We start from the raw sequence: 18,266 nt of genomic DNA on the forward strand, positions 1-18,266 counted from the left end.
GCCTGTACGACAGACCAGCGACACAGTTAAGCTGACACTATCTTGTTGGAGCACCCTGTTGATGCTGACCCTTGGAAATATATTCGTGCTGATGCTGTTCGCCACTGCCGGCGCATGGCTATGGCACAACCACGGCTTGCGCGAGCGCGCGCTGGAACGGGTCAAGCAGCATTGCGGCAAGCTCGGGATTGAATTGCTAGACGGCAACGTGGCCTTGAAAAGAATCGCCTTCATCAAGGATGCCAGTGGTCGGCGACGCCTGGCCCGTGTGTATAACTTCGAATTCACCGTAACCGGCGAAAGCCGCCACAACGGCACCATCACCCAGTTCGGCGCTCACAGCGCACAGATTGAACTGGCGCCCTACCCGGTCCCGTTCGACGAAACCGAACCAGTGGTCGACGTGGCGAAACCTCGCGCGGAAGTGATCGAGCTGAGTCAGTGGCGTCAGGACCATACCAAGTGGCGGCCTTGAGCCGTTAACCCGATCCGGATCGGCACGCAGCCAGCTCACGCTGCAACTGTTCTGCATTCTGCGCTTCACTGAAAATCAGCTCGATACGCGAATCCTGCCGCCATTCACTGGGTTGCCAGTCCAGCGCCGAGTTATCCACCGCGTTCGCCGAGATCCAGCCGCTGGCACTGTGGATAACCAGCTTCGCCCGCCTCCAGCCAAGGCTTTCAAGCCACCGGCCAACCAGAGCGGCATCAAACACCTGGCTTGGGTGCCAACGCCATCCGATGCTCCAGCCTCCGTCCTGTTCCTGACGCAGGCAAATGGGCAACGCGGGATCGCTCCAGACTGCCGGCAGCTGCGCCAATCCCTTGGGCACGACGAAGTTATCCACACCTGCCCGCGCTTTGGCATTCAACCCCGGCAACTCGCTCAAGGGTAAAGCCGCCTGTTGCGTCCAGCACAGGGGGAGCGGCGGCAATTGCCCGGCGATTCGCTGGCGGATGTCTTCTTCGAGACCTTCAGACTTGTTCAACAGCAGCAGTCCCGCATGGCCCAGCGCTTGCTGCTGAACATCCGGCAGCGGTTTGCCTGCGGCGAGCGCCTGGGCATCCACCACCAGCACACAAGGCTGGACGGCCAACACGCCTTGCCACGGCGCTTCGTTCAATTGCCTGAGCAACTGCGCCGGATGCCCCAGTCCCGAGGGCTCTATGAACAGCCGATCCGGTTGTGCCTTGCGCAACAAGCGCCCAAGACCAATCTGAAACGGTGCACCGTTGACGCAACACAAGCAACCCCCGGCCACTTCCCCCAGTGCGATACCATCGGCGTCCTGGGTCAGTAGCGCAGCGTCGAGACCGATCTGGCCAAACTCGTTGATCAATACTGCCCACCGCTCGCCAGCCGGGCGCTGGGCCAGCAGGTGCTTGATCAGGCTGGTCTTGCCGGCGCCCAACGGGCCGGCAATGACATGAGTGGGGATATTCTGCAGCATGGTTGATGATTTCTGAGGAGGTGGTGGATGCGGTTGATCGGCTTGTCGTTGCTCCTGGCACTCGTTTCAGGCGAGGCGCTGGCCCAGGCTTGTGTGGTTCACAGCCAGGGCGAGCGGCTTGACGTCCAGGTTTGCCAGCAGAACCGCAACATCCCGCCAAAACTCTTCGCCGATGGTTTCTGCCAACCAAACCTGGCGGGACAGAAAGTCGATGTGCAGTACGTCGATCAATGCCCCGGCGGCGCATTTGGTATCTGCAGCAACGCCCAAGTCGCCAATATGCCCTACCGACAGGATATTCACTATTACGGCGTTGCCACCGACGCGGCGTATCTGCAGCCATACTGCGAGGCCCGGAGCCAGGGCATCTGGCTCAAGCCTTGAAGCGCCAGTAGTGGATCAGGCGGCTTCTTCGTACCAAGGGCCGAATGGATCAGGCAGCAAACGCCAACCCTCTACGCCCAGCGCCATTTCCTCATCGGTCAGCAGGCATGCGTCCAGCTCAGCCGTGAGTTGCGTGAAGTCGATGTCCTGGCCGATGAACACCAGTTCCTGGCGGCAGTCTCCGCTGTCGGCGGTCCAGTTTTTCATGATCCCGGCGGTACTTTCTTCGTCCTGCGGCCATTGGTTTTTCGGTACAAAGCGCCACCAGCGCCCGGCAAAACCATAGCGCATCAAACCACCGGCCTGAGACCAGCTGCCGGCGTCCATGTGCTTGCTCGCCAGCCAGAAAAAGCCCTTGGAGCGCAGCAGCTTGCCGTTATCCCAAGGACCGTCGATGAAGTTGAAGAAACGCTGCGGATGGAACGGCCGGCGCGCCCGGTAAGCACTGGAAGCAATACCGTACTCCTCGGTTTCCGGCACGTGTTCGCCGCGCAGTTCCTGCAGCCATCCCGGTGCCTGGGCAGCCTTTTCGAAGTCAAAACGACCGGTGTTGAGAATCTTGTTCAAGGGGATTTCACCCATCGCCATCGGAATGATTTCCGCCCGGGCGTTGAGCCGCTCAAGTATGGCGATCAGCTCCTCGCGTTGGTGGCTGCTGATCAAGTCGATCTTGCTGAGCAAAATCACATCGGCGAATTCGACCTGCTCGATCAACAGATCGGTAATCGAACGTTCGTCTTCTTCCCCAAGGGTTTCTCCTCGGGAAGCCAGGCTTTCGGCAGCCTGGTAATCGATCAGGAAGTTCATGCCATCGACCACCGTGACCATAGTGTCGAGACGAGCGATGTCGTTGAGGCTTTGGCCGCTTTCATTGCGAAAGGTGAAGGTTTCCGCTACTGGCAGCGGTTCGGAAATACCGGTGGACTCGATCAGCAGATAGTCGAAGCGACCCTCCCTGGCGAGTTGACTCACCTCCTCAAGCAAGTCTTCACGTAACGTACAGCAAATACACCCGTTGCTCATCTCGACCAACCGTTCTTCAGCGCGATTCAGGCTGACATCGCGCTGGACTTCGGTGCCATCGACGTTGATTTCGCTCATATCGTTGACGATGACTGCAACTCGCAACCCATCGCGATTACGTAGTATGTAATTAAGAAGTGTACTTTTTCCGGCGCCTAAAAAGCCGGAGAGAACGGTCACGGGAAGTCGATTGGACATCTGCATATTCCTCACAGGGATGCCCGGTCGCTGTGTCGGGCCTACACAATGTTATACTGTAACAATGCAAATAAACCATCCCATCTTGCCCGACAGTGCAAAGGACAGGATGCTGAACGCCGCTCCCCTCGCGAGAAAGCCCATGCGCAACGCCCTTAAATCTGCATTGATCATGCTTTCCCTGTTGGTGGCTGCCGACGCGATGGCACAGGTCCCGACCCTGGCCAAATGCACCCGCAGCGCCAATCTGCTGGCCTGCGAGGATGCGCAGGGCAACGCCTACAGCGTCAACACCGTCGGCAACACCCTTTATCTGCGGGGCTTCGAAACGGCCGGAAAACGCTATTGGGCGCAGACCAACAGCCGCTACGGCCAGCTGACGTTTTTCACCGGTATCGCTTCCGATGGCGAGGCCTGGGTTGGCTACAACCGGCGCGTCGGCTGGACCACGATCAACCGGTTTTCCAGCTCCGGCGGCAGCAGCGCCAGGTTCACTTGCAGCCGGATCGCTGGCTGTTAGGCCTCTTTGTTTTTCTGTTGATGGCGTGAAATCAGGCTGAGCATGTGGTGGTTGCGCGTGATGAAAGTCCGTTCATGAAAAAGGCATCGCCGATTTTATTGTTATACTATAACATGACAAATCAACTCCCACGATGGACCTGCTCATGAATGCGCTGACTCTGCCGGATATCGCCGCGCAGGCCTCACGCCAAGCCCTTCCACTGGAGTGGGTGGGCATGTGCGGCATTGCTCTTCCCGTTTTTTTTGATGGCCAACGATTGAACGCAAAAGCCGATGCCGGCGTTAGCCTCGACGATGGCAACGCGCGCGGCATTCATATGTCACGGCTCTATCTGGCGCTTGAATTGCTGGAGCAGGAAAACCTTTCACCGGTTTTATTGCGGCGGGTTTTGCAGCGCTTTCTTGATAGTCATGAAGGGCTGTCGAGTAGCGCACACCTAAGCATTCACGCCGATTTGTTGCTGAAAAGGCCGGCGCTGATCAGTCCATTGGCCGGCTGGAAAAGCTATCCAGTGACCATCGAAGCGCGCTTGAAAAACGCAATGTTCCACGTGGAACTAAAAATCGACGTGCCTTATTCCTCAACCTGCCCGTGTTCCGCAGCCCTTTCTCGACAGTTGATTCAGCAGCAGTTCATCGATGATTTCGCCAACAAGCCACCGCAACACGCCGACGTTTTAGCCTGGCTCGGCTCCCCGAACGGCATCATCGCTACCCCCCACAGCCAACGCAGCAGCGCAAAGTTGCGCGTACGGTTGGCCGATTTTTTGGACGAGTTGCCTCTGATCGCCATCATCAACGACGCCGAAGCCGCACTCGGCACCGCCGTTCAAACAGCGGTAAAGCGCGCCGACGAACAGGCCTTCGCCCTCGCCAATGGTCAGAACCTGATGTTCTGCGAGGACGCCGCACGCCGTTTGAATCTGGCCCTGAAGCGCTCCACAGGTATCAATGCCTTCCATATTCGTGTGACCCACGCCGAAAGCCTGCACGCCCATGACGCTGTAGCCGAAAGCCGTTTCAGCTGGGAGCTCGCATGATTGCTTGCCACGCTTTACGTTGGGGCGCACCTGGGCAGCCACTCACGCCAGCGCTGGACCTCGAACTGTCGCAGGGCAGCCTGACCGCCATCATCGGTGCGAACGGCTCCGGGAAAAGCAGCCTGTTGAAGGTCATCGCTGGCCTGCAAAAACCGTTGGCCGGAAAGGTTCGACTGAGTGTTCCACTCAAGCGCAGTCTGTCGTTCCTGCCCCAGCAACAACACCTGGACAGGCAATTTCCGATCAGCCTTCAGGCATTGATTGCCGCCGGTTTCTGGGGCAGCAAACAGTCACCGGAGATCCGTAGCCAACGACTGAAAACCGTCCTTGAAAACTGGTGCTTGAACGGCCTGGAAGATCGACCGTTGATGGCCCTCTCCGGCGGCGAATTGCAACGCGCCCTGCTCGCCCGATTGAGCCTGACCGATGCACCCTTGCTGTTGCTGGATGAACCCCACGCGGCCCTCGATGAAGTCGGCCAGGCATTGCTTTGGAAGCACATACACCAATGGCACCTTGAAGGCCGGACACAGGTGGTCGTGTGCCATGACCTCGCCGCTGTCCGCGAGCACATCCCACACACGTTGCAGATCAAAGGCAGCGGTTGCGTATACGGTCCGAGCACCGAACTGATCAGCCAACCACCACAAACGCAGGTGGCCTGATGATCGCTGCCGCGCATCTTTGGCAACCGTTCCACGAGTTCGTGTTCATGCGTCGGGCGCTGCTGGGCGGTTTGCTCCTGGCGTGCAGTACGGCGCCTCTTGGAGTGTTTCTGATCCTCAGGCGCATGAGCCTGATCGGCGATGCGGTCGCCCACGGCATCCTTCCCGGTGCGGCCCTGGGATTCTGGTTTGCCGGCTTGAGCCTCCCGGCGTTGACCATCGGCGGTCTCGGCGCTGGCCTGAGCATGGCCGGCCTTGCAGCCTGGATTACGCGGCGAACCGGCCTGCGAGAGGACGCCAGCCTCGCGGCGATCTACCCGATTTCCCTGGCCGGTGGCGTACTGATTCTCGGCATCGCCGGCAAACGCCTGGACCTGTTGCACCTGTTATTTGGCTCGGCGCTGGCGGTCGACGGCCCGACCTTGACCGGCATGCTTTGGGTCTCGGGCCTGAGCCTGATGGCCATGGCATTGATCTACAAACCACTACTGCTCGACACCCTCGACCCGCTTTTTCTGCAAACGGTCAGCCGACTCGGCCCCTTGGCCCACGGCGTATTCCTGACGCTGGTGGTGTTGAATCTGGTCATCGGTTTCCAGGCGATCGGCGCGTTGATGGTGGTCGGCCTGATGATGCTGCCTGCCGCCGCGGCGCGCTTCTGGAGTCGTCGTCTGCCGGTGCTGATCGTCGTCGCCGCCTTGCTCGGCAGCCTCTCGGTGTGGCTCGGTTTATTGATCTCGTTCTATTACTCGCTGCCCAGTGGCCCGGCAATCGTGCTGGTGGCCGGCGGTGGGTATCTGTTGTCCGTGGTGTTCGGGCCGGTGCACGGCTTGCTACGCCACCCGCCTTTGCTCACATCCCAATGAGGTGTTACCCGATGCGCGCTTTACTCGTGCTGTTCAGCTTGATGGTGTCGATGTCGCTGTCTGCCGCCGAAAAACTTCAGGTGGTCACCAGCTTCAGCATCCTTGCCGACATGACCCGCCAGGTCGGCAAAGATCATATCCAGATCACCAACATGGTCGGCCCGGACGCGGATGCCCATACCTACGAGCCGACACCGGACGACGCCAAAGCGCTGCTCAAGGCCAGGCTCATCATCAAGAACGGCCTGGGTTTCGAGCCCTGGCTGGATCGCCTGGTAACGAGCACAGAGACCCGGGCGCCAGTCATCAGCGCAAGCCACGGCGTCATCCCGCGTAGCCTGGATGAAGACGGCGAAACCGTTCCTGATCCGCACGCCTGGCATAATCTGGCGAACACCGAACTGTACATCGCCAACATTACCAAGGCGCTGATTGCCGCCGACCCGGCGAACGCCGCCGACTATGAGCGCAACAGCCAGGAGTACCTGAAACAGGTCTATGCCCTGCTCGCCGAAGCCAAGGCCAAGCTCGGTTCACTGCCACCGGGCAACCGCAAGATCGTCACGTCCCATGATGCCTTCGGTTATCTCGGCCAAGCCTACGGCATCGAGTTCATGGCGCCTCAAGGCCTGTCCACCGAGCGCGAACCTTCAGCCGCCGAAGTGGCCGCACTGATCACCCAGATTCGTCAAGCCAAGGTCAAGGCGGTGTTCATGGAAAACATCAAGGACGCACGCCTGCTCAAGCAGATCGCGGATGAAAGCGGCGCGCAGATCGGCGGCACGCTGTACTCCGATGCCCTGGCGGCGAGCGGTCCGGCCAGCACCTTCACCGGGTTGTTCGAGTACAACCTCAACACCCTGTACAACGCGTTGAGCAAGCCATGATCCGCAAGAACCCTTCCGGAGATTTACCGCTGATTGCCGAGTCGGCCTACGTCGACAAGACGGCGATCATCTGCGGCAAAGTGGTGATCGGCGAGAACGTGTTCGTCGGGCCCTACGCGGTGATCCGCGCAGACGAAGTCGATGACTCAGGCGACATGCAGCCGATCACCATCGGTGCCAACTCGAACATCCAGGACGGCGTGGTGATCCATTCCAAATCCGGTGCGGCGGTGACCATTGGCGAGCTCAGTTCCATCGCCCACCGCTCGATCGTGCATGGTCCCTGCATCGTGGGCAATCGAGTGTTCATCGGCTTCAACAGCGTACTGTTCAACTGTGTGGTCGGTGACGGTTGCGTGGTGCGGCACAACTCGGTGGTGGACGGTCGTGACCTGCCTGAAGCCTTCTACGTGCCCTCCACCACGCGGATTGGCCCCAACACCGACCTCTCGCAATACCCGCCGGTAAGTGTCAGTGCCTCGGAGTTTTCCGAAGACGTGGCGCGCACCAACGTCGATCTGGTGCGCGGCTACAAAGCCCTGCAAAACGAGTTCTGACGCGGGTGGCCAAAAACAGCCATCGTGTCAGGACAAATTGCCTGGCACGACAAACGTCTTAATGTTTACCCCTACGGTTTATGCGATAACGCTCGTTAGAAGCACGTGAGTACGCCGACCATGATCCAGATCACCCTGCCCGATGGTTCATTGCGTGAATACGACCAGCCACTGTCCGTGCACGAGATGGCCGCCAGCATCGGTCTCGAACTGGCCAGCGCAGCCGTAGCGGGTCGAGTCAATGGTGTATTGGTGGACTGCGAATACCTGATCGAGGCGGATGCCCGCGTCAGCATTGTCACCCCCCGGGAGCCGGATGGCCTGGAGATCCTGCGCCGCTCCTGCGCGTTGATGCTGGCCATGGCGGTCAAGCAACTGCACCCTCATGCGCAAATGCGTGCGGGAAAGGAATTGGGTGACGGTTTCTTTTACGAGTTCACAGTCGAGCAACCGCTGACCCCGGCAGACCTGCCCCTCATCGAAGCGCGCATGCAGTCACTGGCAGCGACCAATCACTCGATCCGTCGACGGCCGGCGCGCGAAGCAGTGCCGCTGTACCGTCTGGGGGACACCGAGTACCAAAGTCACGGACCGCACGTCCCCACCACCAAAGTCTTGCAGGCCTTTGCCCTCGATCACATCAGCGGCACGTTACAGCAACGGATCTACGGCACCTGCTGGTCCAGCCATCAGGAACTGCAACACTGGCGCGTTCCACCCCATGTGGTCGTCGTGAGCATGGATGACCGCCAGGCGACTTATGCCCAAGCGGTGACCGAATCCTTGCGCCAAAAAGGCGTGCGCGCCAAGGCCGATCTGCGAAACGAAAAAGTCCGCTACAAGATTCGCCAGCACAGCCAGACCGTGCCGTACCTGGTCGTGGTTGGTGAAAAGGAACAGGCTGGGGGGTTTGTCAGTGTGCGCAGCCGCACGGGGGAGGATTTTGGCCGGATGGCTGTCGAGGCGGCGTGTGAGTGGTTGAGTCGGCCGGGGATCTAGGAGGCTGGGTGGACGCCTTCGTCGGATCGTCGCCCGGAGCAAGCGGGCTTGCTCCGGGCGGCGATCCGACGAAGCTTTTAAGCTCTCGGCTTCACAGTGCCACAATCCTGCCCCAACCAGACGGCGCGGGATTCGAGGCTGCCCTTCTGCTGAATGCCGGTGGCGTTGAACGTCCCGTTGACCTTGGTGGTGAATTCGCGATCACTGAGGAACGTCGCCACGCCGGCACCCTGGGCTCTCGGGCAACTGAAACGGAATTTCCACTGATTGCCGGAGCGGTCGGTGATTTCCTGTTTGCAGCCAGACTGCGGATCGGTCAGCGGGATGTTGTCGGTCTTGACCTGCTCAGGGGTCAGGCACGCCCGGATCCCTTTTCCGCCCATGGTGATGCCCTGCTTTTCCAGTTGGGCGCGCTGCTCAGGGGTCATCTGGCTCTGGATCTGGCCGAGGATCAATTGCAGGTCCGGCATATTCTGCTCGTCGACCTTCATGTTGCTCGTGGTCATCTCCCACAATCCTGGTTGCAGCATTTGCGCGTGAGCCGCCACAGGAAGTGCCAAACCCAGTGCCATGGCCAAACCCAGCAGACGAACGTTCATCGAGTAACTCCTGATCAGTAGTGGCCGTTAGACGTCAGCCGCAAGCTTCGGTTCATGGGCGAATTAATTAGCGACATTCTGCACGGAACATGGTCTGTTAAGCACTGAATCTTCAGGAGCAAGGCAGCCCCCATGGATTATTTCGGACCGCATATTTTCGGTTATACCATCGCCCTGTTGCACTCGCTGGGCATGATCGCGGCCATACATGCTGTGTTGACCGTCCGTACCGCCCAAGGCTCGATCGCCTGGGCTCTGTCGCTGTTTTTCATCCCTTACCTCACGCTGATCCCGTACCTGATGTTCGGCCGCAGCACCTTTGATGGCTATATCAAGGCGCGGCGGCAGGCCAACGAGGAGATGCGCAAGGCCGTTTCCGAACTCAACTGGCGACCCTGGGTAGAGGAAGCGCTCACCGCCCGCGCGTCTTCTGCCTACGCCTCACTCAGAGCCATGCCCAAGCTCGGACACATGCCCTGCCTGGCCAATAACCAGACGCGACTGTTGATCAACGGCCAGGCGACATTCGACGCCATTTTTGATGCCATCAGCCAGGCCAAAGAAGCCGTGCTGATCCAGTTTTTCATCGTCCACGACGACCGCCTAGGCCAACTCCTGCAGACTTTGCTGTTGAAGAAAGCCGCCGAAGGCGTGGCGATCTACCTGTTGTATGACCGAATCGGCAGTCACTCCCTGCCCAACGGGTACGTGCAGGCTTTGCGTGATGGCGGAGTCGAGGTCAAGGCTTTTGGCCCCCGTAGTGGCTGGTTCAATCGCTTTCAGGTGAACTTCCGCAACCATCGCAAGATAGTGGTCGTAGACGGCATTCTCGGCTTCGTCGGCGGGCACAACGTCGGTGATGAATACATGGGCGAAAAACCGCCCCTGGCCCCCTGGCGCGATACCCACGTGCAAGTGCGCGGGCCAGTGGTGGCGTGCATGCAGGAGTCTTTCGCTGAAGACTGGTTCTGGGTGGCTCATGCCCTGCCGCCACTGATCCTGCCCGAGGTTTACCCGGAAGACGGCGTGCTGTGCCAGTTGCTCGCCAGCGGCCCGGCAGACGCCTACGAAACCTGCTCTCTGTTCTTTGTCGAAGCGATCCATGCGGCGACGGAACGGGTCTGGATCACCAGCCCGTACTTCATCCCCGATGAAGCCGTGTTCGCAGCGTTGCGCCTGGCGGTGCTGCGGGGTGTGGATGTACGGCTGCTGTTGCCGTCTCGACCCGACCACCGAATCGTCTACGCCGCCTCCAGCCTCTACGCCTTCGAAGCCGTGCGCGCCGGTGTGCGGGTGTTCCGTTACGAGCCCGGATTCCTGCACCAGAAAGTGGTGTTGATCGACAGCGAAATCAGCGCCATCGGCAGCGCCAACCTGGACAACCGGTCGTTCCGGTTGAATTTTGAAGTGATGCTGCTGACCGTCGACCGCGCCTTTGCCGCCGAGGTGGAACAGATGCTCAACGATGATTTCGCCAACGCCCACGAAATCGCCAAAGGAGAAGGCCGGGAGACCCACCGCCTGCAGCAGGTCGGCATGCGGGTCGCCCGACTTATTTCGCCGGTTCTCTAGAGGTAGATATCGTCACGGGTCCATGGCAGTTCATGACTGCCATCGGCGTGGGCCTTCACCGCGAGAATCTGGTGCAGGTTGATCCAGCCCCGGGCAAACGCGTAAGCGCAACCGGCCAGGTACAGCCGCCAGATACGCAGGGCTTGTTCCGGTACGAGTTTGGACGCCGCTTCGAGGTTGTCCTCCAGGCGCTCGCTCCAGTGATCGAGCGTGCGTGCGTAGTGCAGGCGCAAGCTTTCGACGTCGACGATCTCCAGCCCGGCCTCACTGATCTCGGCAGAGATCATTGAAAGGTGCGGCAGTTCGCCGTTGGGGAACACGTATTTCTCGATGAATTCGCCGGCACCGCGTCCCACCGGACGGCCATCGGTGTATTTGGCGGTGATCCCGTGATTCATCACCAGGCCGCCCTCTTTCACCGCACCGAACAGGGTCTTGCAGTACTCCGCCAAATTGGCGTGGCCGACGTGTTCGAACATGCCGACGCTGACAACCTTGTCGAAACGGCCATCCTGCGGCAGATCGCGATAGTCGAGCAGTTGCAGTTCGACCAGATCCTCCAGGCCCTCCGCTTTTACGCGTTCCCGGGCCAGGGCCAACTGCTCCTTGCTGAGGGTGATACCGAACACTTTCGCGCCAAACTCCCGCGCCGCATAACGCGCCAATCCGCCCCACCCGCAACCCACATCCAGCAGATATTCGCCGGGCTGCAGGCGCAGCTTGCGGCACAAATGACGGAACTTGGCTTGCTGGGCCTGCTCGAGGCTTTCGCTGCCGGTCTCGAAGTAAGCGCAGGAATACGCCATATCGCTGTCGAGCCACAGTTGATAGAACGCGTTGGAAAGGTCGTAGTGGTAGGAAATCGCCTTGGCGTCAGTCTCTTTGTCATGGGCACTACGGACAGGCTGGTTGTCGTCGTCTTCGTCCAGCAACGCCTGGCTCCATTCATCGCAGACGCGGATCACTTCGCTGATGGAGCCTTCGAGTTCCAGTTTGCCTTCGACAAACGCAGCACCGAGGGCGTCCAGGCTTGGATGGGTAAACTGAGTGACCATTTGTGGATCCTTGACCACAATCGTGACGCTGGGCGCCGGTCCCAGATTGAGTTCATGGCCATCCCAGAGTCTCAGGCGAAGCGGTAATTGCAGATTCTGTAAGGCCGGTGGAAGTTGCGCGAGCATGGAAATTCCCCTTGTTTCAGACGTCTGATCAGAGGGTAGACCATCTTTGAAAAATAGCTGGCTATCGAATTAACAGCCGTTTTCAATGATTCGCGAAGCCCACACCTGCCGCCGCGAACGCACAAAAAGATGTGCCCTCATTTCCAATGACTACGAACCGGGCGCACAGTTCTAAAAAAGATTAAGCACCGTGATCACCCGGTTTAGAGCATTCGCATTCAGGCTTCGTCCTTGAGCTTGAGCAACGGCTCCTGAAACCGCAGCAAACGACCGGCGTTACCCAACACCAGCAAGGTGCTGAGGTTATGCAGCAGCGCCGCAATCATCGCCCCGGCAGCGCCGAGCCAGCCAAACGCGGCGAAGGCCACGATAGCCAGGGTCCAGCCCAGACCGATGACCACATTCACCTGTAATGTCTGGCGGCACTGACGACTCAGGCGCACGCAGGTGCCGAGGCGGCGCAGGTCACTGCCGATCAGCACGATGTCCGCCGATGCCAGGGCGATGTCCGCACCGCCCGCGCCCATGGCCACACCCACCACGCCAGCCTTGAGGGCCAGGGAGTCGTTGATGCCATCTCCGACCACCATCGGCCGGAAACCGCTGTCGATTTCTTTCAGCACGCGGTTGAGTTTGTCTTCGGGCAGGGCTTGCGCTTCGACGTCACTGATCCCGACATCCCGAGCGAGCGTTTGCGCGACGCTGTGGCGGTCACCGGTGAGCAACAACTGGCGACCCAAGCCCAATTCACGCAACTCACCCAAGGCAAACTGCGCCTCGGGTTTGACGCTGTCGGCCAACAACAGCCAGGCGAGGAATTCACCATTGAGCGCCAACCCGGCAATCGGACCGTCATGATCGGGAACCGCCGTTGTGCTGATGCCCAGTTGCGCAAACAACTCCGGCCGACCGAGCGCCGCTTTGCCCTGCCCGGTCATCGCCACCACGCCCAGGCCCTGGCGCTCATGAATGTCGGAAAGCAGCAGGAAATGCTCCTGGGTCACCAACCCCGCGAGCGCACGACTGACCGGGTGACTGCTGGCCGAACCGAGGCTGGCAGCGAGCGTGAGGACATGGCTGCGATCCTCCAGCGGGCTGTCGATGGATTGCAGGCGCAAGGTGCCGAAGGTCAGCGTCCCGGTCTTGTCGACCACCAGCGAAGTCAGGTCCGCCAACTCTTCGAGGAACGCAGAACTGCGGATCAGAATCCCGTGGCGTGCCGCTACCGCCACCCCGGCAATCGCCGTCGCCGGTGCCGATAACACCAGCGCACAAGGACAGGCCGCCACCAACACGGCGAGCATCGCTTGAGCGTTGTTGGTGATAAACCAGGTCACCGCCGCCAGCAGCAACACCAGCACCATATAGCTGCCGGCGTAACGCTCCAGCAGACGAGTGATCGGCGGTTTCGAGCGCTCGGCGTTTTGCATCAGGGCGATGACTTTGCCGAGGGTCGACTCCTGGCCGGTGCGGGTCACCTCAATCCGCAGCAAACCGTCGAGGTTGATCGCGCCACCGAACACCGACATGCCGACGCCCGCCTCCATCGGTACCGATTCGCCAGTAATGGAGGCGGTGTCCAGACTGGCCTGACCGGACAATACCCGACCATCCGCCGGCACCCGGTCCCCCGCGCGGACCTCAATCAGGTCGCCGGCCTTGAGCGTGCCATTGTCGACTTCGATGACGGAGCCGTCCGCCTGAACTTTGCGCGCGTGACTGCGGGTCAGTTTGCCGAGGGCGTGAATCGCCTCCTGGGAACCGATCACGCTGCGCTCCTCCAGCACGTGACCGAAGATCATGATGATCGGCAACAGAGCCGCCGTCAGCAGATCCCCGGTGGCCCAGGCACCCAGCATGGCCAGGGCGATCAATTGATCGGTGATGCCATGCAAGCTTGGATAGCGCAGGCTGTACCAGGCCGAGCGCATGACCGGCACGGCGACCAACAACGAGGCAAACCCCAGCAGCAGTTGGCTGACGCCGGTCTGTTCCGGCGCCAGCCAGCGCCAGATCAAGCCCAGCGCGAGCAGGCCCAATGCAAGCATGGCCAGGGTCAACTGGCGCGCGGCGCGGCGCTGTTCGGCCGAAGACAACAGGCTCGGTGCAGCGGCGATTTGAGCAGTCATTGTGCAGCTCCCTGAATGATCAGGCGGGAATCGTCTTTGGGATCGACCGTCGTGACCGAACCGGCCTGGCCAAGAATTTTCGGCATCCGCTCGCGATAGATGCGCAGCAGCATTTGCGGGTCAGTGCCCTGTTGTTGCGCCTTGGCCAGGCTCAACACCGTGGCCGTGTCGGTGGATGCTTTGGCCAGTCGTTCACTGGCCTGGGCATGGGCGACTTGCAGTGTTCTGTCGGCTTGCTCGTTGGCAGTTTGCGTCAGCTTTTCGGCTTCGGTACGCGCATTAGCCACGGCTTTGTCGGCCTGCTGACTCGCTGTGAGTACCGCATTGAAGGCATTGACCGCCGGGCTTGGCAGACTCGATTGCACATCGACCCGCGCCACTTCGATCCCCAGTCCCTGCCCCGTCGCGGTGAGTTCGGCCAGCCGTTGATTGATGCCCTGTACCAGATCGCCTCGTAAGCGCTCGCGTCGCTCCGCCGCCTGACTGTCAGCGCCGATCAATTCCGGGCGAGCGACCAGGATAGTGTCCAGATCCCGTGCGGCGCTGAGTGCCACAGCGCTACGGGTGACCAAGCGATCCAATGCGGGCAACACATGTTCGCCTTGAAGCACAAAGGCGTAGGGTTCGGTGACTTTGTAGAAAACCCGCACATCGAGTTGCACGACACCGGCATCACCCGTTAGCAGATAGCCGGAGCCTGCAAGGGCATCGCTGATGGGCGTGGCAAAACTGGCCACGCGATCTGCCTGCATCGCGGCACCACTGCGCAACAAACCTTCCACCCGACGCTCGATCACCCGATCCGCCGCTGGCAACAAAATCACCTGCTCGAACGGTTGCGGCCAGGCCAACAACAGCCCGGCATTCTGAATGCGATCCAGCGCGCCGAAATGCAAAACCACTGCGCGATTCTGCGGGTCGATCTGCCGCACATTGGAAAACGCCCACGCCAATGCCGCCAACACCGTTACCGCATACAAGGCCAGAAACGCCAAGCGCCCAGCCTGAATCCAAGGGCTGCTCAACTCATTTGTTCCACGTGGAACCAAACTCATGGCTGCGATCCGGATTTGTTGTCGAGGCTTGGCGGACCGTCAACCAACACCCGGAACGGTGCGGCATCGGTGCGCAAAATCAGCTTGGTCCCAGGCGTCACCACCGTGCCCAAAGTGTCGAGCGAGCGCAGCAGGTTGTAGAGCTGCGGCGACCCCGCGTAGGCGCGACCGTAAATCTGCGCCGCTTCCACCCGCGATTGCGCTTCGATATCTGCCGCTTTCACGGTGGCATCAGCCTGCACAATTCGCGCATCGCGCTCGGCGGCGGAACGAATTTGCGCGGCCTCGCGCTTGCCGATGGCCGTGCGCTCAGTGGCGATGGTTTCACGCTCGGCGCGCATCCGGTCGACCGTCGCAGTGAGCGTCACCGAAGGCAGCGTCAATCGTTCGATGCCGACCTGCAACACGCGCACGCCATACGTGGTGAGCAGCTGCTGATCGATTTGCTTGCGCAGTTGTGTTTCGAAATCGGCGATACGCACTTGGCTGGCATCGGTATTGACCAGGCTCGCCAAATCAAAACTGCTGGCAGTGGTTTCCAGTGCGGAGCCGACAAAGGTACGAATCTGCCGCGCGGCTTCATCAGGCTGGTTCTGCACCGCGCGCATGAAACGTTGCACATTGTCCGGATCGCCCTGCACCTGCCAAGCCACGTAGGCCTGAACAATGATGCGCAAACCGTCCCGGGTGCCGACATCCTGCAAACCGCTGGACGTGGTGCGCAGCCGTAGATCCACCGGGATTGCCGCCTCGAACGGTGCCGGCCAGCGCCAACCCAGGCCGGGCTCCAGCAAGACTCGCGATGGATTGCCGAAGCGCGTGATCACTGTGGCTTCCCCCGAACGCACCTGAACCACGCTTGCAGCGGCGACCGCAAACGCCACCAGCAATGCCGCCCACCCCATCCGACGCCATGGGAATGGACCAGCCTCCTGAGGATCGCCGTGGTGATGGTGATGGCCGTGGTGGTGATGCCCGCCATGACCGTGATCGTGTCCGGCGTGGTCATCGTGATCGTGCGTATGGGACTGGCTCAATTGGCAGCTCCTGGCTGAGCGGTTTTACGCGACGGCGCAGGGTCAACCGGCAGCGTGAAAGTACGGAGGTCGATGGTCGGCGCGTTGCTGCTGCCGCCTAGACGATGATCGAGCACCAGCAACTTGGCGTTGGCCAAACCCTGGGACAACTGACTGAAATACTGCTCCAGCAAGAAGGCCTGGCCAGCGCTGGCATAGGCCTTTTGCTCAGCGTTGAATTTCAGGTTCGCGGCCTCGGCACCAGCATTGATTTCTCGGGCGCTGGCCGTCGCCTGATCGTGGGCAATACTGGCCTGCAACTGAGCCTGATTGATGGCCTCGGCAGCGGCGCCGTGTTCTCGGGCGATCAAGGCTTGCGCGCCAATCTGCGCCGCTTGCACGCCGTGATAGGCATTGGCTGCACCGGCCGGAGGATGAATCGCCTCGACCACCGTGGCGAGAATTTCCACGCCGCTGTCGAGTTTTTGCAAGTCAGCCTGGACGGCGCGGCCAATTTCTTCGGCCAGCCCTACCCTGTCCTCGCCAAGCAAACCGTCGAGTGTGCGCGAGGCGAAGTCGTGAACCAGGATTCGGCTGGCGGTGCTGCGAATCAACATCGGCACATCGGCACTGTTATAGGTTGCGGCCAATGCCGCCTGATCGCTCAGCCCGATGCGATAGACCAATCTCACGTCCATGTTGACGATCTGAAAGCTCTGCTTGTCGGCTCGGCTGCTGGCGATCACCTGGGATTTATCGTTCACATGGCTGGCGTCCCAGAGGCGATTGGCGATTGTCGGGGCCGGGCCTTCCGCAGGGTCTGCCTGAGCAGGGGCCGTGGTTTCTCCAACACTGGTAGCCAACTCGTGAACCACGCCATTCTCGACGTTCAACACCCGGCCCAATGGCCAAGGTAGACCCATGTGCAAACCTGGGCCAAACACCTCCACTGGCTTGCCGAATCGCTCGTAGATGCCACGCCCTTGCAGGGCAATCTCGTGAATGCCGGTCAGCGACCAGCCAACCAGCGACACCACCGCCAACACCGGCAGGAACGCCCGACGCATGTAAGTGAAGGCCCAGATCTGTCGCAGGTCGATGCCGAAGCGGTTATGCAATTCGTGCTGCAACGCCAGCAATGGCTGTGGTGGCCAGCGCAGCATGTCGGCGACAAAACTGCGCGCCAACAGCTCCGGCTCAAGGCGGTCCCGGCGCGGGCTGAACAGTGACAACACCGCGCGCAGCAACAGTTCTGCCGCCACCAGCCCCGGCAGCAGTCCGATCAACACCGCCAGGCGTATAGGCCATACCGAGGTTTCATCGGCAAACAACAGACAAAAAGCACCGAGCACCAGGCTGATAATCGCCACACGAGTCAATTGCGCCAACGCAGCGGCTTCAGGCCATTGCGCGGTGTTTTCCTGAGCCAGATGGCGCTCCATCACCAACAGGCCGAATGCCAACAGTAAGGAGCACGCTGCCCCGACAGTGGCCGACAGGCCCAGCGCTGCCGGAGGCAACGCGAGGTTCCAGGCCTGTTCCACGCCCAATAGCGCCAACAATGCCCAGCCGCCAAGCCACAGCGTCGGCGCGCCGATTTGCCCCAGCAGGTGCTGCGATTGCTGGCTGATCCGGTCCAGCAAACGCTCATACCACCCCGAAGGCGCGACAGACTCGTCGACAACGACCACCGGCACTTCGGGATTCATCGCCAGCGCACGCCACTGGGTTACCCACCAGGCCGATTGCAAACCGGCCATCAGCACCACAGACGCCGCGCTCAGGTTCAGCAGCAACGCCGGCCACAGTGTTTGCGACGAAAACAGCCCGGCAAACAGCGCCAGCAACACACCCACCGACGCGAGTACGCCCGCACCGATGGCGAACTGGCGCAAACGCCGCCCTTGAATGAACGCCTGCTGAAAGCGCGGCAACCCGGCTAACGGCGCTTGATCAACATCGAGATCGACTTGCATACCACTCCAGAGTGTCTTCGCTTACAGGGCCATTCGTTACGATATAACGGAAATGGTGAAATTTCCGTATTCAAGCGCGCTATCTAAAGATGCCCAACCTGTCGCTTGGCTGAAGCCTTGACCGAAATGCAGCCGAACGCACATAT

General features: G+C 60.5%; 18 protein-coding genes. 10 read left to right on the forward strand and 8 right to left on the reverse strand.

Features of this window, described 5'->3' with window-relative positions; genetic code table 11:
• Positions 1-61 precede the first annotated feature (61 nt).
• The gene (locus AB4O40_RS17315; RefSeq protein ID WP_056726805.1) at positions 62-475 is read left to right on the forward strand and encodes a DUF3301 domain-containing protein; all 414 of its coding nucleotides are present in this window, start codon (positions 62-64) and stop codon (positions 473-475) included.
• A gap of 4 nt (positions 476-479) precedes the next feature.
• Here the strand turns inward: AB4O40_RS17315 and AB4O40_RS17320 are convergent, their stop codons facing one another.
• Positions 480-1,451, reverse strand: coding sequence for a CobW family GTP-binding protein (locus tag AB4O40_RS17320; protein ID WP_056726804.1), 972 nt, complete (start codon positions 1,449-1,451; stop codon positions 480-482).
• A 27-nt stretch (positions 1,452-1,478) separates the two neighbouring features.
• Between AB4O40_RS17320 and AB4O40_RS17325 the strand changes: the two genes are divergently transcribed.
• Positions 1,479-1,835, forward strand: coding sequence for a hypothetical protein (locus tag AB4O40_RS17325; protein ID WP_056726803.1), 357 nt, complete (start codon positions 1,479-1,481; stop codon positions 1,833-1,835).
• Between the two features lie 15 nt (positions 1,836-1,850).
• Here AB4O40_RS17325 and zigA read toward each other — a convergent pair whose 3' ends face one another.
• Positions 1,851-3,056 carry a zinc metallochaperone GTPase ZigA gene (gene zigA, locus AB4O40_RS17330; protein ID WP_056726802.1) on the reverse strand — a complete coding sequence of 402 codons (1,206 nt, stop codon included), beginning with the start codon at positions 3,054-3,056 and terminating at the stop codon, positions 1,851-1,853.
• Positions 3,057-3,198: 142 nt separating this feature from the next.
• Between zigA and AB4O40_RS17335 the strand changes: the two genes are divergently transcribed.
• From AB4O40_RS17335 to AB4O40_RS17365, 7 genes are all read left to right on the forward strand, one after another.
• Positions 3,199-3,576, forward strand: a complete 378-nt coding sequence (locus AB4O40_RS17335; protein WP_223542670.1) for a glutamine synthetase — start codon at positions 3,199-3,201, stop codon at positions 3,574-3,576.
• Between the two features lie 145 nt (positions 3,577-3,721).
• Positions 3,722-4,618 (forward strand): GTP cyclohydrolase FolE2, encoded by an 897-nt coding sequence (gene folE2 / locus AB4O40_RS17340; protein ID WP_409078203.1) that lies wholly within the window; start codon positions 3,722-3,724, stop codon positions 4,616-4,618.
• Positions 4,615-5,283, forward strand: a complete 669-nt coding sequence (locus AB4O40_RS17345; protein WP_056726801.1) for a metal ABC transporter ATP-binding protein — start codon at positions 4,615-4,617, stop codon at positions 5,281-5,283. Before folE2 ends, AB4O40_RS17345 begins: the two co-directional genes overlap by 4 nt.
• Positions 5,283-6,149, forward strand: a complete 867-nt coding sequence (locus AB4O40_RS17350; RefSeq protein WP_056726800.1) for a metal ABC transporter permease — start codon at positions 5,283-5,285, stop codon at positions 6,147-6,149. The genes AB4O40_RS17345 and AB4O40_RS17350 overlap by 1 nt, the downstream gene beginning before the upstream one ends.
• A gap of 11 nt (positions 6,150-6,160) precedes the next feature.
• The gene (locus tag AB4O40_RS17355; protein ID WP_056726799.1) at positions 6,161-7,036 is read left to right on the forward strand and encodes a metal ABC transporter substrate-binding protein; all 876 of its coding nucleotides are present in this window, start codon (positions 6,161-6,163) and stop codon (positions 7,034-7,036) included.
• On the forward strand, positions 7,033-7,593 hold the full coding sequence (locus tag AB4O40_RS17360) for a gamma carbonic anhydrase family protein (RefSeq protein ID WP_460053790.1): 561 nt from the start codon (positions 7,033-7,035) through the stop codon (positions 7,591-7,593). Before AB4O40_RS17355 ends, AB4O40_RS17360 begins: the two co-directional genes overlap by 4 nt.
• Before the next feature lie 120 nt (positions 7,594-7,713).
• Positions 7,714-8,592 carry a His/Gly/Thr/Pro-type tRNA ligase C-terminal domain-containing protein gene (locus AB4O40_RS17365; RefSeq protein ID WP_223542672.1) on the forward strand — a complete coding sequence of 293 codons (879 nt, stop codon included), beginning with the start codon at positions 7,714-7,716 and terminating at the stop codon, positions 8,590-8,592.
• Between the two features lie 77 nt (positions 8,593-8,669).
• Here AB4O40_RS17365 and AB4O40_RS17370 read toward each other — a convergent pair whose 3' ends face one another.
• Positions 8,670-9,191 carry a DUF3617 domain-containing protein gene (locus tag AB4O40_RS17370; protein WP_056726796.1) on the reverse strand — a complete coding sequence of 174 codons (522 nt, stop codon included), beginning with the start codon at positions 9,189-9,191 and terminating at the stop codon, positions 8,670-8,672.
• Positions 9,192-9,323: 132 nt separating this feature from the next.
• On the opposite strand from AB4O40_RS17370, the gene cls reads away from it, so the two are divergent.
• Positions 9,324-10,763 (forward strand): cardiolipin synthase, encoded by a 1,440-nt coding sequence (cls, locus tag AB4O40_RS17375; RefSeq protein ID WP_056726795.1) that lies wholly within the window; start codon positions 9,324-9,326, stop codon positions 10,761-10,763.
• Here the strand turns inward: cls and cfaB are convergent.
• The 5 genes from cfaB to hflK (AB4O40_RS17400) form a co-directional block, all read right to left on the reverse strand.
• Positions 10,760-11,944 (reverse strand): C17 cyclopropane fatty acid synthase CfaB, encoded by a 1,185-nt coding sequence (gene cfaB / locus AB4O40_RS17380; RefSeq protein ID WP_056726794.1) that lies wholly within the window; start codon positions 11,942-11,944, stop codon positions 10,760-10,762. The two genes, cls and cfaB, sit on opposite strands and share 4 nt — an antisense overlap.
• 218 nt (positions 11,945-12,162) lie before the next feature.
• Entirely contained in the window at positions 12,163-14,073 is a 1,911-nt protein-coding gene (locus AB4O40_RS17385; protein WP_223542673.1) for a cation-translocating P-type ATPase, read from the reverse strand.
• Positions 14,070-15,128, reverse strand: a complete 1,059-nt coding sequence (gene hflK, locus AB4O40_RS17390) for a protease modulator HflK (protein WP_056726792.1) — start codon at positions 15,126-15,128, stop codon at positions 14,070-14,072. Before hflK (AB4O40_RS17390) ends, AB4O40_RS17385 begins: the two co-directional genes overlap by 4 nt.
• A complete protein-coding gene (gene hflC, locus AB4O40_RS17395; protein WP_223542674.1) occupies positions 15,125-16,165 on the reverse strand; it encodes a protease modulator HflC in 1,041 nt (346 codons plus the stop codon). Before hflC ends, hflK (AB4O40_RS17390) begins: the two co-directional genes overlap by 4 nt.
• Complete coding sequence (gene hflK / locus AB4O40_RS17400; protein ID WP_460053787.1) at positions 16,162-18,120, reverse strand: protease modulator HflK; 1,959 nt, start codon at positions 18,118-18,120, stop codon at positions 16,162-16,164. The genes hflC and hflK (AB4O40_RS17400) overlap by 4 nt, the downstream gene beginning before the upstream one ends.
• Between the last annotated feature and the right edge of the window lie 146 nt (positions 18,121-18,266).

The sequence above is a fragment of the Pseudomonas sp. S2_F07 genome (assembly GCF_054668325.1).